The sequence below is a fragment of the Algoriphagus resistens genome (assembly GCF_001442615.1).
In the GTDB taxonomy this organism is placed as follows: domain Bacteria; phylum Bacteroidota; class Bacteroidia; order Cytophagales; family Cyclobacteriaceae; genus Algoriphagus; species Algoriphagus resistens.
Window position 1 is genome coordinate 693,766 of sequence record NZ_LMXN01000001.1, and the last position, 15,672, is coordinate 709,437.

A 15,672-nucleotide genomic window follows, 5' to 3' on the forward strand; every position below is an offset into this window, starting at 1 on the left:
AGCTCTTTCTTTTCATGGTCAGTAAGTTTTGGCGGTTATGTAGTTGATTTGCGCCAAGGATGTTTTATAAGCCACCATAGCTTTGAGTTTCATTTTTTTGAATTCCAGCAATTGCTGTTGCACGCTCAAAACCTCTTCAAAATCCTTCCCTGAGTTGCTATAGGAATTGTAAAGAAGCGTTAGGTTTTGCTGAGTGGTCACCACCTGCCTTTCATACAGTGAGATCAGGTCATCCTGGATTTTCATGTCTGTAGAATAGCGGTGATAGGAACCGTAAAGCTTATTGTTTAACTCCTCCTTTTCCAGTTTATAGGACTCCTGCATCAGCTCAGCCTCTTTTTGTGCCCCTTTGTATTTGCCACGGAAAATCGGAAGACTCATTGTGACCATGGGCATCAGTACATTTTTGCCGTTATCAGCCATGGCCATATCTGTCCGTTCTCCCACCAGCACATAATCCACTCCCGCACCCAGCTTGGGCATACCTTGCTTTTGGGCTACCCGCTTGCTGGCTTCACTGGATTGGATTTTCAGATCCATACCTTCCAACAAGGGGTTGGACTGGATAGAATCCGGTGAAATCTCCCGCTCTTCCCCTATGATTTCTAACTTTTCTGAGATCTCAACGGGGGAATCATGAGGCCGTGAAAGCAGGGAGTTAAGCCATGAATTGCTTCCATCAATTTTAACCTTTAGTACCTCAAGATTCGTTTTGGCAGCCTGGATCAGAATGTCCGCACGAAGTGCATCAGTGAGTGATCCCGTTCCGTTTTCAAGTTTGGAAGTGGCAAGGGAATAGTAGGTTTCAAGGATGCGGAGGTTTTCCTGCTCAATAGCAATTAACTCATGGGTTTCCAAAAGAGGATAATATACAGCAGCCAGCTGGTTGTAAAGCTGGTTTTTTGCATCAAGGAATTCCTGATATTTCACCTCGGCCTGTAAGGAAGCTACATCCTGCTGTGCCTGTAACGTGCCAAACCAGGGAAACATTTGAGTTAGCGAAAAGCGGGCTTTTTGCGGTCCTACACGGGTTTCTACAGGAGAGATAAAATAGCCAAAAGACAAGCTCGGATCCTGCAGGGAGCCCACTTGTGGAATTTTTTCCATTGCCGCTTCAAAAGCCTTGTATTTGGCTTTTAGTCCCACGTTGTTTTCGGCCCCTAGTTGGAAATAGTCGGCCAGGCTTTGGGAAGCTGCTGAATAACTAACTCCCAGAAGCAAAAGAAGGGAAAGTGTGATGATTTTCATTTTCAGCTTTTTTTAAGTTTTCGTTCCTCCCGGATGGAGTACAGCACGGGAACAATAAAGTAGGTGATAGCCGCTACGATCATTCCACCAAAAGCAGGGATGGCCATAGGAATCATGATGTCAGAACCTCTACCCGTAGAAGTCAAAATTGGCAGTAAAGCAATAATAGTGGTAGCTGAAGTCATTATAGCCGGCTTGATTCTGCGCTGACCGGCTTCAACTATCGCCATTCGTATACCTCTGAAATTGTCAGTCTTGTTTTTGGCAAAACTTTGGTCCAAATAGGTGGCCATCAGCACACCATCATCTGTGGCAATACCAAACAAAGCGATGAAACCTACCCATACGGCAACACTTAGGTTGATGGTGTGAATTTGAAAGAGGTTGCGGAAATTCGTCCCAAAGAAGCTGTAGTCTCCAAACCAGGATTGGCCATATAACCAAAGCAGGATAAAAGCCCCGCTAAAAGCCATGGCAATACCCGTGAAAACCATCAATGAAGTAGCCACGGAGCGGAACTGGAAATATAAAATCAGGAAGATGATCAGAAGAACCACCGGAACAATAATGCTGAGTCTATTCTCTGCACGTACCTGATTTTCGTAGCTGCCAGAGAATTTAAAACTCACTCCTTGTGGCACTTCCAATGCTCCGGAATCAATCCTGCTTTGAATGAGTTCTCTGGCATCTTCCACTGCAGTTACTTCCGAGAAGCCTTCTTTTTTGTCAAACAGCACATATCCTACCAAGAAGGTGTCCTCACTTTTTATTGCCTGGGGACCACGCAGGTATTCAAACTTCACGAGCTGACCAAGCGGAACCTGGGCTCCGGTAGGAGTGGGGACGAGAATTTTTCCCAGCGATTCGGGATCGTCCCGGAGTTCCCTGGGATAGCGTACACGTACAGGAAACCGTTGTCTGCCTTCTACTGTGTTGGTGATATTCATCCCCCCAATGGCAGTTTCTATTACCTGTTGAACCGATTCTATGCTCAAACCATACCGGGCGATTAGCTCACGGTCAATATTGAGCTGCAAATAGGGCTTGCCTACAATCCGATCTGCAAAAACTGCTTCCTGCTTGACCGAAGGCACTTCTTTGAGAATATTTTCCACCTGTATGCCAAAGTCTTCGATAGTCTGGAGGTCTGGACCATAGATTTTAATCCCCATTGGTGCACGCATACCGGTCTGAAGCATGACCAGACGGGTTTCAATCGGCTGGAGTTTAGGGGCCGAAGTGATGCCGGGGATTTTGGTTATCGCTATGATTTCATTCCATATATCATCGGGAGAATGAATAGTTTCCCTCCAGTTTCTAAAGTAGAGTCCAGCTTCATCGGCAATCAGTCCCGTTGTGGGCACAGCTTTTTCCAGGGCTTCCTGATTGCTTAACGTATCCCCGCTGGTAAAAATGAAACGTCCTTCTTTGTCCGTTTTAAAGCGTTGCCGATGGCCTTTTTTATTTAGTAGATACTCCGGTTTATAGTTAATTATGTTTTCATACATGGAAATGGGAGCCGGATCCAGAGCCGATTCCGCCCGCCCTAATTTCCCTACTGTAAGCGCTACTTCCGGAATACTTGTAAGCAGCATGTCCAGCTGTCCTATTACTTTTCTGTTAAAAGCAATACCGGAATGGGGCATGGCTGTTGGCATCAGCAGAAAGCTTCCCTCATCCAGGGAGGGCATAAATTCTTTCTGCATGCCGGGAAACGTATGATCCAGCCCTGACCAGAATTTGCCGGATTCGATATTCCATCCGACCTTATGTGTGACAGATGGAATAACGGCGAAAATCTTGGCAAAGCCCATCCATATGGTACCCCCGAGTAAGATCAGGATTGCAGGGATAGTTAGAAAGAGTGCTTTGTGGTCCAGGCACCAGATCAGTATCCTTTTGTAGAAGAGTTCGAGTACCCAGAATGCGCCAAGTATTATACTTACCAAAATACCCACAAAAATTACGTTTGTCAGTAAGGATTTACCCGGTCCCAACGGTAACCAGTAGCTAGCCAGAAGCCATACCACCCCAACCATTACTAAAATGATTTCTATATGGTTGTAGACAGGCCTTAACCGTGTCGGTAGATCAATAGGCCTAGTTTCTACCAGGTATTTGAAAAGTGCAATACCTGCAAACGCCAGAAGCATAAATCCTGACCAGAAGTACCCATACGTCAAGGCAAGAACAGCAACAATTACCACTACTGAACTGCCAGCTATTTTACTTCTTTTACTTTTTAATTTAAAGCCAAACAGCAGATGGGCGAGCATGGGTAAGATCAATAGCGAGACAATCAGCGCTGCAATCAATGCAAAAGTCTTCGTGTAAGCCAAAGGACCAAAAAGTTTTCCCTCAGCAGCTTCCATGGTAAACACGGGCACGAAACTGACAATAGTGGTAGAGACTGCCGTAAGAATGGCGGTGGCCACTTCGGATGAACCTTTATAGATTGTGGTAATTAATTTCTGCTCTGCAGGCGCTTCATCTATATGTTTTAGGATGTTTTCGGTAAGAATAATCCCTAAATCCACCATGGTTCCAATCGCGATTGCAATACCTGACAGCGCAACGATGTTTGCATCTACTCCTAGATACCGCATGGCAATAAATACCATCAATATTGAGATAGGCAATAAACTCGATATCAGGATGGAAGCTCTGAGATTGTAAACCATCACTATCACTACCAGAATAGTAATAAGGATTTCCAATGAAAGGGCTTCTTCCAGGGTTCCCAACGTTTCCTGGATCAGTGTAGACCGGTCGTAAAACGGAACTATTGTGAGTTGGCTTACCCTTCCGTCATCCAGTGTTTTACGTGGTAGACCTGGGGCAATTTCTTTGATCTTTTCTTTCAGGTTATTGATCACCTGAAGTGGATTGGAACCGTATCGCGCCACTACAACACCCCCTACTACCTCAGCACCGTCTTTATCCAAAAGGCCTCTTCGATTTGCAGGGCCAAGACTTACCACTCCGATATCTTTGATTCTGATGGGAACATTATCTTTGACATCCACCACAGCCAGCTCCAGATCTTCGACGTTTTTGAGGTAGCCCAGACCTCTTACCAGGTATTCGGCCTGATTGATCTCAACGGTCTTGGCACCCACATCACGGTTGCTCTGTTTGACGGCCAGCATCACTTTGTCCAATGGGATGTTGTACGCTTTCAAGGCATCCGGATTCACATCAACTTGATATTCCTGCACAAAACCACCTATGGAAGCTACCTCCGAAACTCCTTCCACAGCATTGAGCCCATACTTGACAAAAAAATCCTGAACAGACCGTATCACATGTAAGTCCCATCCCCCCGTCGGGTTTCCTTCGGCATCCCTTCCTTCCAAGGTATACCAGTATACCTGGCCCAATGCAGTGGCATCAGGTCCTAGTGCAGGTTGTACTGCTTCAGGAAGTAATCCTGAGGGTAATGAATTGAGTTTCTCCAGGATTCTAGACCTGGACCAGTAAAATTCGGTGTCTTCATCAAAAATGATGTAAATGCTGGAAAAACCGAAAATAGAGGAGCTGCGAATTGATTTCACCCCGGGGAGACCAAGCAGATAAGTGGTTAAAGGATATGAGATTTGATCCTCAATGTCTTGTGGGGACCGGCCTGGCCATTGGGTGAAGACAATCTGTTGGTTCTCGCCAATATCGGGAATAGCATCCACGGGAACCGGGTCAGTAGGCAGAGCGCCTACTTTCCATCCAAAAGGAGCTGTTGCAATTCCTGCGGCAATCAAAGCGATCAGCAGAAGAAATGTAACAAGTTTATTTTCTAGAAAATATTTGATAATCGAGTTAAGCATGATTTAATCCTGGTATAAGGAAATAAAATAGAAGGAGCCATGGATTTATCCATTAGCTAAAAAGAGGTCATATGACCTAACACCAGGAAGAATTAAATCAAGAAGGATTGAAACAGAACATTAAAGTCCTTTTCAATCGTGGGGGGGATTAAGTAGGGTTGTGCTTGCCTGTCATCGGAAATTACGGCAATATTGAAGATAAACGCTTGTGTAAATGCAGCTAAAAAAACCAGTTGGGCAGCATCGATTTTTACGACTTTGAGGTTTTGATCCTTATCGTTTTGAACCAGCTCGAATTGATTCTGACAGCATTCAATAGGATCTAGGCTTTGTTCTGAGTAGCCAGACTCCTGCTTGTGTGAGTTGCCCATTCCACAATCCAGATGCTTAATTGCAATTCCAAATTCCGCCAGCATTTCTGAACCCATGCATAGATGGGTGCTCTTGGCCATTCCGATGTTTGAGAACATCAGAAGAAGTGCCAGCGCTATGGAAATTTGCTTTTTCAACAGGTTAAAATTACGTATTAATGTTCAGTAGGTTTGGTTTTTCCAACCAGATAATGAATCCTACCAAATAGGATTCATTGTAATTTATTGATAATTAATTAGCTATCAAACACATAATGTGCTCAATTACCTGAATCTGTCTCAAAGTACAAATGATAATGCTTGCTACAACCGGGGTTGAAAGCGGCAGAGCATTTTGGACATGTATTGCCACTGGCCTGGTATTCCGAGATTGTCAGTTCCGTACCGCATACCCCACAGAGAATCGCCTTGCTGTCAAAGGCCGCTTTTGGCCAAACTTCCGGTTTGTGATCAGCTTCTTCCTCATGGCATGAATAGCATGGATAGTACTTCCCGCAGCACTTGAATTTGATGGCAATGATATCCAGGTCCGAATGCCAGTGCTGGCATCGGGTCTGATTATCGACAGTTTTCCCATAGATATTTATTCCCTTTATTTCTGATTTTACCAGTGGGAGCAAAGTAGCTTGTTGGGCTAAAACCTGGCTGCAAATTAATGTCAGAAAGGAAAGTAACAGGATTTTCATGGTTGCTGTTTGGGACTGTTTAATCATTTGGAACCTGAAGGTAATTAACCTTTGGGATTTCTAAAATTCCGAAGGCTATCACTGTACGTATTAGAATATTAGTGCATATTCCATTTCACTTAGCTCAACAGTTAACCTTTGATTCCGGGTATATAGGGATGCTAAGGTTTTAATTCCCGTTGTTTCTTTCCTAAGTATCAGGAGCACAAATACGGATCAATTAGCCCGGGACTGCAAATCCCGGGCAGCACCAGCTGTAATCCTCTGGATTCAGTATTTTATTCTGGTTTTGCGATAAAACCTGCTTTTAGCACATTTTTGAATACTTCATCTGCTGTGATGTCATCGGATTCTACAGTCAGGATTCTGTCTTCACTCTGTAAGTCCACGGACCAGGATTTGATCTTTGGTTCGGCATCCAGGATGGGAGTTACCTTTGCCAGGCAGTTGCTACAGGCGATGTTGGTTTTGAATTTTTGAGTTTTCATAGCTGAAATTGTATAATTTGAAAATTGAAAGATTAGAATTGTAGTTCGAAGGAGGTAAAGGCGAAAGTTTTCTCTAAGTGTCTAATAATTAATGATTTAATTCTGGTTGCTTTTCTGGTTACTTTGCATTTTGTACCAAGGCAAAATAGTGGATGATGAATAGTTTATGATGAATAATGAAGTTTAAATTCTTTTGCTTTTCAACCGCAGACTGTTCAACACGACCGAGACAGAACTGAAGGCCATTGCGGCACCGGCGATCATGGGATCGAGCAGGAATCCATTGAGGGGATAAAGTACCCCTGCAGCAATGGGAATTCCGATCAGATTATAGATAAATGCCCAAAAGAGGTTTTCTTTAATGCCACGGACGGTCTGGCCAGACAGGTTTAAAGCCTTGGGAATGACTTCAAGATCTGAGGATATAATGGTCATTTTAGCCACATCCATTGCAATGTCTGATCCGTGTCCCATGGCAATACTGATATCTGCCTGTGCCAACGCTTCTGAATCATTGATGCCGTCCCCGACCATCGCCACGATTTTGCCCTGGGCCTGAAGCTCCCTGACAAAGGCAGATTTATCAGATGGCATCACCCCGGCTTTGAAGTCGGTCAGCCCAACTTGTTTGGCTACAGAAGCAGCGGTCTGCTGATTGTCCCCTGTGAGCATGTAAACGGCTATGTCTTTCTCTTTGAGCTTTTGGATTGCTGATTTCGAGCTGGGTTTGATCTCATCAGAAATGGCAATTACTGCGAGCACTGCTTCTTCACTTGCGAAAAACACTACGGTTTTGGCTTCATCGCTCCAGGTATTTGCCAACTCTTCTAAGTCGGATTTTAATGAAATATTATTCAGGTGGATCAATTTAGTGTTTCCTATAAAGAACTTCTGACCTGAAGGGTTTTTGGCTTCCACGCCCTGGCCTGTCAGGCTTTGAAAATCTGAAACCGGTTCAGCGGTGAAGCCATCTTCCTTTAACTTTTTGCTTACTGCATCTGCCAGAGGGTGCTCAGATTTGGATTCTATGGCAAGTAGGATAGGGGCCAACGTGTTTTTCAACCCATCACTGGCCCAGGCGATAGCTGACACGGTAGGTTTTCCAGCGGTTATAGTCCCGGTTTTATCCAAAATTACTGCATTTACTTTATGGGCTATTTCCAGACTTTCGGCATCCTTGATTAGAATATTATTCTCCGCACCTTTACCGATCCCGACCATAATAGCAGTAGGGGTAGCCAGTCCCAGTGCGCAGGGACACGCGATAACCAGCACGGCAACAGCATTCAGAATGGCATGGGAAAGAGCATCTTCTCCTCCTACTGTCATCCAGACAATAAAGGTCAGAATCGATATCGCAATGACTGTAGGGACAAAAACAGATGCGATTTTATCGACGAGCTTCTGTACCGGAGCTTTGCTTCCCTGCGCCTCTTGTACACGCTTAATGATCTGTGACAGGAGGGTTTCACTTCCGACTTTCTCAGCTTTAAAATGAAAACTTCCTTTTTGATTGATGGTGCCTGCAAAAACCGGATCATTAGGGGATTTCTCTACGGCAATGGGTTCGCCGCTGATCATGCTTTCGTCAACAAATGAATTTCCGGAAAGCACTTTACCATCCACAGGGATTTTCTCTCCCGGGCGCACTACGATTTCATAGCCTTTCTGAACCTCGGAAATTGGGATTTCTTTTTCCTCGCCATTGAGAATAGCTTTCAGGGTTTTTGGCTGAAGGCCCATTAGGTTTTTAAGTGCGGAAGAAGTTCTGGATTTCGCTTTTTCCTCCAGCAATTTTCCGAAAAGAATAAAGGTGATGATCACAGTGGCCGCTTCATAATACACATGCGGCTCAAAACCCCGGCTGGTCCAGAATTCCGGAAACAGGGTGTTGAACAGACTAAATACAAAAGCTATTCCTGTGCTGAGCGCAACAAGTGTATCCATGTTGACACTTTTATTCCTGGCTTGTTTCCAGGCACTGATAAAAAAACGTTTTCCAAAAACTGTCATCACAGGAACAGTCAAAACGAGGGAAACCCAGGGGCCTGCATGCCAATGCATATAAAACATCCCGATGATGAAAATAGGAAGGGTTAGAATCGCCGCACCAATCGTATGTTTCTTTAGTTTTTGGTAATGTTCAGCCTGATTTGCTGAGACAGTTTCATCTGCATTTTCTGTTTTTGTGATCAGGCCATATCCTATTGCTGAAAGCGCTTCATTCAGGCCTTCAGGATTTACTTCATCCGAGTATTCTACTAATACCGTACTTGAAGCGAAATTTACCTGCGCAGATTTTACCCCGTCTGTATGTGCCAGAATTGTTTCCACACTGGATGCACAGGCTGCACAGGTCATACCGGTGACAGGGAAAGTTTCTTTGTGCACTACTTGAGTTGCTTCTTCCATGAGTTCGTTGTCCTTGATTGACAATACAAACTTAGGGAGACCAAGGACTGTAAGTGTTATGGAATTTTGAAGAAAAGTTATGAGATTTTGGTTCTTTGGCCTCAGAGGGGTGCGCAGAGATTCACAATTTTTATTATTGAGTTTTGGAAATAAAGTAGCGTATGCGCCTGAAGGCTTGTGCCAGAGGAAACACAGGTATGGGTGGTCTTGATTGCCAATCTGATATTCAGTGTAATCCAAAAGCGGATTAAAGAAGCTGAACAGTTCCCTTTGGTGTCCATGGCCCGAGCCAGCCTGATATCTTACGTCTGTTTCCAGACCATACCAAAAATCAATTGCCTGGCAGCAGAAAACGAAATCTGGAAATTGGCCCCCAAAGGAAGGGAAGCGTAATTAAATGATACAATTTCAATTATTTTTTAATATTTTGCGTTAAAATTGCAAAATGTATAAAAATAATGATTCATTACCTTAAAATAACCAATTTTGGCCCGATCAAAGATGAAGTAGTATTGGATTTTGAAGTAGGGGAGGTAGGGGAGTCTGAAGCTTATGAAGTTGAAATGCCAGACGGTCGCAGGCTTCTTAAACTTGGCTATATTTATGGCGCCAATGCTTCTGGAAAAACAACCGTTTTGAAGGCATTTGATTTTCTGAGGAAACTACTGCTGAAACCAAAATCTGATAAAGCCTTGGAACTGGATTTTGACCCCTTTCTTTTCCGGGATTCTCCCTATACTATTCCTTCAGATTTTGAGCTCTCATTTTATGTACAAGACGTGCGATACATCTATAATCTGAAGTTCAACAAACAGGGAGTCTTACATGAAAAGATTGTCTATTACCAGACTGCAAAACCGACCGAATTATTTACCAGAATCACAGCTCCTGAAAAGCGGCTTGCAAAAATTGATTTTGGCAGTCGAATAAGGGTGCCAGCGCGTGAAAGAGATCTGCTGGAAGCAAACACACTCCACAACAATACGGTAATCGGAGCATATGCGCGAACGAATGTTGACATCGCAGAACTCGAAAAATTGAATCTGTGGTTCAATCAATACCTTCTCGGAATGATCAGTGCATCTCAGGACCTGACACATTTGACAACTTCTTATTTCGACCATAATCCGTTAATCGGAAAATGGATCAGTACTTTTTTGCATAAAGCAGACAATCAGATCTCGAAGGTGAACATCAGTGACTACGATATTAACGTACCTTATGAAGACCCTTTAGTGGATCTCAATCCGAAAGTCATTTCTCAAGGAAGTTTCCCGATGGAAACTGTCGTTAGACCTGATAAAGGAACAGGCAAAGGTGAGTTGAAATATTATGGTGGTGGTTCAATACAAAGGAAGATTGACTTCATTCACAAACTTAACAACCAGGATTATACATTACCCATTCAGTCTGAAAGCAACGGAACAAAACGGTATTTTGGGCTAGGGGGAGCCTTGTATGAAATTATCCACAATCCACACATGCTTTGCATTGATGAACTTGAAACATCATTGCATCCGGATCTTATGAAGCATTTTCTTCAGGTCTTTTTACTAAACTCAACTAATTCCCAGCTCTTGATAACCACCCACAATGTTTCGTTGCTTGAGAATCAAGATTTTATAAGGAAAGATGCGTTATGGTTTAGCGAGAAAAATAATGATGGAGCAATGAATCTGTATTCCGCATCTGATTTTGACAGCTCTGTTCTTCGAAAGGACGCGAGCATTATTAATGCGTATAGAGTAGGGAAGCTTGGTGCTAAGCCAAATCTCGGCTCACCATTTTTAACTGAAGGCTAAACCCATGAGACATCGCCATCAAAGAATACCACTGAGGGATACAGTTGCTATCGTTGGGGACGGACAGACTGAGTCCATATATTTTGCGGATGTCCGTGACACAGACAGGCCAAAAAACTTGCATATTTTCCCTGATTTTCCAGGCAAAATAGGGAGCTATAGAGGGGTGCTAGACCGTGATTTAGAATTGAGCAAAGATTATACCTATGTGTATGCTCTAATTGACATGGATACAATTATTCAAGACAGACAAGGAGGGGAGTATTACCGTCGAAAAATGGAAGTTCAGCATGCAGGTGTCAAAGTTCTTGAAAATAACCCATGTTTTGAAATGTGGTTCTTACTACATTTTATGAGGACGGGACGGCTCTTTTCGAATTGTGAACAAGTTTCCACAGAATTGAGCAAACGGGGAAGAATTGTGAATTACATTAAATCAGGAAAATTTCTTTCCAAAGCAAAACTCTACTCGAACTATAAGGATCAGCTTAAGACCTATGCTATGCCAAATGCAAGGGCTCTCGAAGACAGGGAGGGGCAGGATGAACTTTATCCGAGGGCACAAACATACCTGTTCTTTGAATGGTATTTTAATAAGTGATTTTCAGCGAAAAAATTACTGTCGTCCGACATATTCAAAAAAAGGCTTAGCGAATCGATTCGCTAAGCCTTTAAAGTTGGCCAGCTTCTCCAGAAGCTGGGAAATACTAGCTAAAAAGCCAATTGCTGTGGACAGTTGACTATGGAATGCCGATTGGCTTATCTCAATGAATTAATCCATTTGGCGATTTTCATCGCATCTTCTTTGGATACCTGAGCCATTGGAGGCATTTCAGTAGCGTAATCAGGCCAGTTTTGAGGTTGCGGATTGTAGATCAGCTCAACGATTTTTTCGTCAGAATATCTTCTTTTTGCTACTTCAGTATATGCCGGCCCAATCACTTTCTTGTCTTTCATATGACAAGCCGAACAAGTGTTCTTGGCCAAAATAGTTTTGATCTCTGCATCGGTCGGAACCGCTGAGGCTACTGTTTTGACTGGCGCTGGCTTAGTTGCGGCCGGTTTTGCCGCTACTTCCTTCACAGGCTCAGAAGCAGGGGTTTTGATTACCATTTTGGCTCCGGAAGGAATGCTGTTCAAGGTGTAGTAAGCATCCGGGTGGACCAAAGAGAAGCTTCCGTCAACAGCCCTAACACCAGTTAAACTGATTTTGTGAACATAGTAAGGCCTCAAGCCTTCCACTGCAATTCTTGCTGACATGCCATCTGCAGCTACTTCCACACCGAGAACTTTCAGATTTTTGTTGTCAACCGGAGGGCTGCCGTACACCGGGTGATACTTATAGGTGAAACTTTCTACCGCATAAGAAGTCAGGTCTTCCGCAGAAGCTTTGTCCACTGGTTTGGTAAACTCTATAAGGAACCCATCAGGCTGAGCTTTTACAGTTCTCATCTCGAATGGAATGCTGTGGTTCCAAACCAGTCTCTGAAGGCCTTCATTTGCTTCACCTGCCGAACCCCAGCCACGGTTGGTCTCTCCGATAAACAAAGACTTATCAGGTGCCCAGGCCATTCTCAAGATCCCAGACTGAAACCCGGATCTAAAATCGATGGAAGCTCCCTGCATCACGCCATTCACTTCCTCCAGGATTACTCGCATGATTTTACTTTGACCTTGGTCACCTACCAAAACCTGTCCCGCAAAAGGGCCGAAATGTCCTTCTGGAATCAATACAGGCTCTGAGTTGGAGATACCTTGGATACCGTGAGGTAACCAAACTGCAGGCAATTTCAAATCAGAAAGCTTTTCCTTTGCCTGGGCATTGGTGATATAAGGTGCGTCAATTACGTTCTCAGGCTTCAGGTATCCACCTGTTCCGTTAGGAACCTTTTGCGGATCGACTACTTTGTTAAATTCCTCAGCAGTCAATTTCAAAGGAGAATCAGGTCGGTCAGTCCAGGCCAATCCAGCCGGATGACCAGTGAAATCTCCTTTGTCGATGAACCAAAGCCCACCTGACCCCATGTAATCGCCTTGGTTCTCTGTATAAACCAATTGGTCTCCCAGCATTCCCAGGCCTGCAGGAGATCTCATGCCTGTGGCATACGGTTCCATACTTCCGTCACGGTTGATCTTCATGATCCATCCCCTCATTGGTACCCGGCTTTCGCCTCTCCACCATTCCTGATCACCAAAAGCTACGTTTGCCGAAACAAAGAATGAACCGTCGGGACCTACTTTAGGGCCGAAACTATATTCGTGGTAGTGGGCAGACAATGGCCAGGCATAAACTGTCTCGTACAAGTCAGCCGTACCGTCCTGATCCGTATCTACCAGCTTGGTCAATTCGCCTCTTTGGGCTAAATAAAAGGCCCCGTCTTCATAATGTAATCCTAGAATCTCGTGTAGTCCTGAAGCGAACTTTCTGAAGAAAGGTCTTGGACTGGTAGGGTTTTCCACGATAAATACGTCACCTCTACGCGTAGCTACACCTAGATCGCCATTTGGCAATACGGTCAGACCACCGACTTCCAGAAGTGTGCCTTCAGGAGCGGTTACCCGCATGATTTTGAAGAAATCTTCCTCTTTGGGAGATTCCTGTGCATCTACTTGCCCAGGCATCAGCTGAATTACAGCAGCCAGTCCAAAGGCAATTTTTGTGAATTTATTTCTTAGTAATGTTTTCATCTTTGCGCTGTCCTTGGATTAAAAGAGAAGATTGTAAACGATGTTTCCCTTTGCAGGCAAGAAAATACCCTCACCGCCCGCAGTGGCATGGGTCACTGGAGCACCATACGTTGCTTCATCGTATTCGAGGTACAAACCCGTTTCAGGAAGCAGGTACAAACCTTTTTTGATCTTTTGGATCTCAGTTCCTGCTGCTATCCGGTAGTATCCATCGGCTATGCCAGATACTGATCTATGCAGACCTTTGCCTGAATCCAATACGTTGATTTCATCCTTCACAGATTCTCCGGCAAGTAGGTAGAAGAATACGATATCTTCTGAACCGTTCTTTAACTGATAGCCTTTGGTTCTGAATTCTTCCGAAGCAGTGTAGTCACTGTTCACAGCATTCACTGCAGGAGTTCCTAAGTTGATCACAGCACCACGGGGAACAGAAACACCATTCCCGCGGCTATTCCACATCGGGGTAGCGTTTAGGAATTCACCTCTCCACACTTGGATCAGCGTACCTGTTTCCAAATCATAGGCATAGTTCACTTGTTCCTTGCTGGCCACTGACACCACATGGCTCAGTCTTTTGTAATCAGGAATATCCCTGAAGCTTCGTAAAACAGGGGTTTCATCCGCATCCACCAAAATAGGATCAGTGTCCTGGTAAGCACCGGCTTCGGAAACCAACAGATCTGTATCCCTTAGTCCTGGACCTGAAATAGATAGGTTGAACCCATCCACGGACCAATTTCTGTTTTTGGATGCAATGAGCTGGATAGGGTTATCTCCTGCGGCCAATTGTTTCTTCACACGAACGCCTCTGTCGGAAAGATCAGTGATTGTTTCATTGCCTATTGCCAGTCCGGACATCCCACCTGGCACCTGAAGTGTGATTTGGTATTCACCCGCTTCAGCTACGTTTAGATTGGCAGTGTATTTAGTCAAGTTCACATCAGATACTGAAGCAGGCACTTCGCTTAAAGAAGCTGCTGTGCCCTTAGCGACAGAAGTTTTTCCTGCTAACTCCTCAAGGCTGTTAAATGAACCTTGGAAAGTCTCATAAGAAACCTTGGATATTGTTGGTGTTTTTGCATCGAATGGAGTGATCTCGATATTTCTGAAAGCAACCGCGCCGTGGTCCCCCTGGATTCTTAACGGTCCTTCTGCCACATCTTCACCTGTCATGGCTCCGCGGGTAGGGCCGAATACTTCCAGGTTCTCGTGAATAGTCACACCGTTTAATCGTACAGAAAGGAAACGGGCGTTTTCAGTTTTTTTACCGGAAGCATCGAACTTTGCAGCCTGGAAGGAAACTTCCAGCTTTTGCCAGATGCCTGGAGCTTTGCTTGCATTTTGTCTTGGTGCATAGCCTTGGTAACCTTTTTGGCCTTCTGGCTTGCTCTCATCCCAACGCTGGTAGATGCCACCATTATCACCCGGTTTGGTGGTAGTGGAGGTCCAGCTGTCCAGGATCTGGATTTCGTAGTTTCCCTGAAGGTAAACCCCTGAATTGGATGCTGGGGCCACCATGAACTCAAGCGAAAGGTCTACATCCCCGAATTTTTCCTTGGAAATGATGTCCGCTCCCTGCTTTTTCTTGGAGGGAAGGTTTGCAAAAACCCCAGATCCATCCTCGGATTGAAGTTCATTAGGTACGGTCGGGTCAGCCCAGACTTTTCCTACTTCTGTCCAGCTGCCTTTGTTTCCTTCGAAGGAACCAAGATCGAGCTTGACAGGATTTTGCTGTGCTTGCACGACACCCAGCTGGAGAGCTAAAGCAGCGGTGAGCAAGCCTACATGTTTGTTCAAAATCATGTGAATTTGAGAATTAATTGATTTACAGATAGGTTACAATGGTGTTTATAAAAGAAGAAGTCTTGCAGGAAAGCTAAACCGCTCTCCCACAAAACTTCTTGGTTTTATCGAACTATTTCAAGTTAATAGCCGGGGTTTTGAATCAGGTTAGGGTTCAAAGAAAGATGAATGTGAGGAATCGGGAAAAGTGCTCTGAATGGTTGTGATGGATCTTTGTCCCACCAGGTACCAGCCGTGAATTCGCCGAATCTGATCAGATCAGTTCTTCTTTTGCCCTCAAAGATAAACGCTCTTCCTCTTTCTGCAAGTAGTTCATCCATAGTTAATGTGCTACCTGAGCAGATATTCTA

Annotated in this window: 10 protein-coding genes and 1 pseudogene; 2 read left to right on the forward strand and 9 right to left on the reverse strand. The window is 44.4% G+C overall.

All coding sequences use genetic code 11. The features are described 5' to 3' along the window. Positions 1–18: 18 nt before the first annotated feature. The 6 genes from AS141_RS02915 to AS141_RS02940 all read right to left on the reverse strand — a co-directional run bounded on the left by AS141_RS02915 (position 19) and on the right by AS141_RS02940 (position 9,026). A complete protein-coding gene (locus AS141_RS02915; RefSeq protein ID WP_057936108.1) occupies positions 19–1,248 on the reverse strand; it encodes a TolC family protein in 1,230 nt (409 codons plus the stop codon). A 2-nt stretch (positions 1,249–1,250) separates the two neighbouring features. Continuing rightward, positions 1,251–5,069 carry an efflux RND transporter permease subunit gene (locus AS141_RS02920; RefSeq protein WP_057936109.1) on the reverse strand — a complete coding sequence of 1,273 codons (3,819 nt, stop codon included), beginning with the start codon at positions 5,067–5,069 and terminating at the stop codon, positions 1,251–1,253. A gap of 92 nt (positions 5,070–5,161) precedes the next feature. Next, positions 5,162–5,578 carry an HYC_CC_PP family protein gene (locus AS141_RS02925; protein WP_057936110.1) on the reverse strand — a complete coding sequence of 139 codons (417 nt, stop codon included), beginning with the start codon at positions 5,576–5,578 and terminating at the stop codon, positions 5,162–5,164. Positions 5,579–5,700: 122 nt separating this feature from the next. Continuing rightward, a complete protein-coding gene (locus AS141_RS02930; protein ID WP_082632163.1) occupies positions 5,701–6,126 on the reverse strand; it encodes a CHY zinc finger protein in 426 nt (141 codons plus the stop codon). A gap of 278 nt (positions 6,127–6,404) precedes the next feature. Then, positions 6,405–6,614, reverse strand: a complete 210-nt coding sequence (locus AS141_RS02935; RefSeq protein WP_057936111.1) for a heavy-metal-associated domain-containing protein — start codon at positions 6,612–6,614, stop codon at positions 6,405–6,407. Positions 6,615–6,797: 183 nt separating this feature from the next. After that, positions 6,798–9,026 carry a heavy metal translocating P-type ATPase gene (locus tag AS141_RS02940; protein WP_057936112.1) on the reverse strand — a complete coding sequence of 743 codons (2,229 nt, stop codon included), beginning with the start codon at positions 9,024–9,026 and terminating at the stop codon, positions 6,798–6,800. A gap of 458 nt (positions 9,027–9,484) precedes the next feature. Between AS141_RS02940 and AS141_RS02950 the strand changes: the two genes are divergently transcribed. Both AS141_RS02950 and AS141_RS02955 read left to right on the forward strand, forming a co-directional pair. Next, positions 9,485–10,828: an AAA family ATPase gene (locus AS141_RS02950; RefSeq protein WP_057936114.1), complete on the forward strand. Its 1,344-nt coding sequence runs from the start codon at positions 9,485–9,487 to the stop codon at positions 10,826–10,828. Positions 10,829–10,832: 4 nt separating this feature from the next. Then, positions 10,833–11,429 carry an RloB family protein gene (locus tag AS141_RS02955; protein ID WP_057936115.1) on the forward strand — a complete coding sequence of 199 codons (597 nt, stop codon included), beginning with the start codon at positions 10,833–10,835 and terminating at the stop codon, positions 11,427–11,429. A 158-nt stretch (positions 11,430–11,587) separates the two neighbouring features. Here the strand turns inward: AS141_RS02955 and AS141_RS02960 are convergent, their stop codons facing one another. The 3 genes and pseudogenes from AS141_RS02960 to AS141_RS02970 all read right to left on the reverse strand — a co-directional run. After that, entirely contained in the window at positions 11,588–13,516 is a 1,929-nt protein-coding gene (locus AS141_RS02960) for a c-type cytochrome (protein ID WP_057936116.1), read from the reverse strand. Between the two features lie 18 nt (positions 13,517–13,534). After that, positions 13,535–15,322: a 3-keto-disaccharide hydrolase gene (locus AS141_RS02965; protein ID WP_057936117.1), complete on the reverse strand. Its 1,788-nt coding sequence runs from the start codon at positions 15,320–15,322 to the stop codon at positions 13,535–13,537. A gap of 122 nt (positions 15,323–15,444) precedes the next feature. Then, positions 15,445–15,654: pseudogene (locus AS141_RS02970) on the reverse strand (RagB/SusD family nutrient uptake outer membrane protein); the annotation flags it as partial. Positions 15,655–15,672 lie beyond the last annotated feature (18 nt).

What these genes read in the sequence shown, in the direction of transcription:
- AS141_RS02920 (WP_057936109.1), bottom strand. Translation starts at nt 5,069, where the DNA reads ATGCTTAACTCGATTATCAAATATTTTCTAGAAAATAAACTTGTTACA.
- AS141_RS02930 (WP_082632163.1), bottom strand. Translation starts at nt 6,126, where the DNA reads ATGAAAATCCTGTTACTTTCCTTTCTGACATTAATTTGCAGCCAGGTT.
- AS141_RS02915 (WP_057936108.1), bottom strand. Translation starts at nt 1,248, where the DNA reads ATGAAAATCATCACACTTTCCCTTCTTTTGCTTCTGGGAGTTAGTTAT.
- AS141_RS02935 (WP_057936111.1), bottom strand. Translation starts at nt 6,614, where the DNA reads ATGAAAACTCAAAAATTCAAAACCAACATCGCCTGTAGCAACTGCCTG.
- AS141_RS02940 (WP_057936112.1), bottom strand. Translation starts at nt 9,026, where the DNA reads ATGGAAGAAGCAACTCAAGTAGTGCACAAAGAAACTTTCCCTGTCACC.
- AS141_RS02955 (WP_057936115.1), top strand. Translation starts at nt 10,833, where the DNA reads ATGAGACATCGCCATCAAAGAATACCACTGAGGGATACAGTTGCTATC.
- AS141_RS02960 (WP_057936116.1), bottom strand. Translation starts at nt 13,516, where the DNA reads ATGAAAACATTACTAAGAAATAAATTCACAAAAATTGCCTTTGGACTG.
- AS141_RS02950 (WP_057936114.1), top strand. Translation starts at nt 9,485, where the DNA reads ATGATTCATTACCTTAAAATAACCAATTTTGGCCCGATCAAAGATGAA.
- AS141_RS02965 (WP_057936117.1), bottom strand. Translation starts at nt 15,322, where the DNA reads ATGATTTTGAACAAACATGTAGGCTTGCTCACCGCTGCTTTAGCTCTC.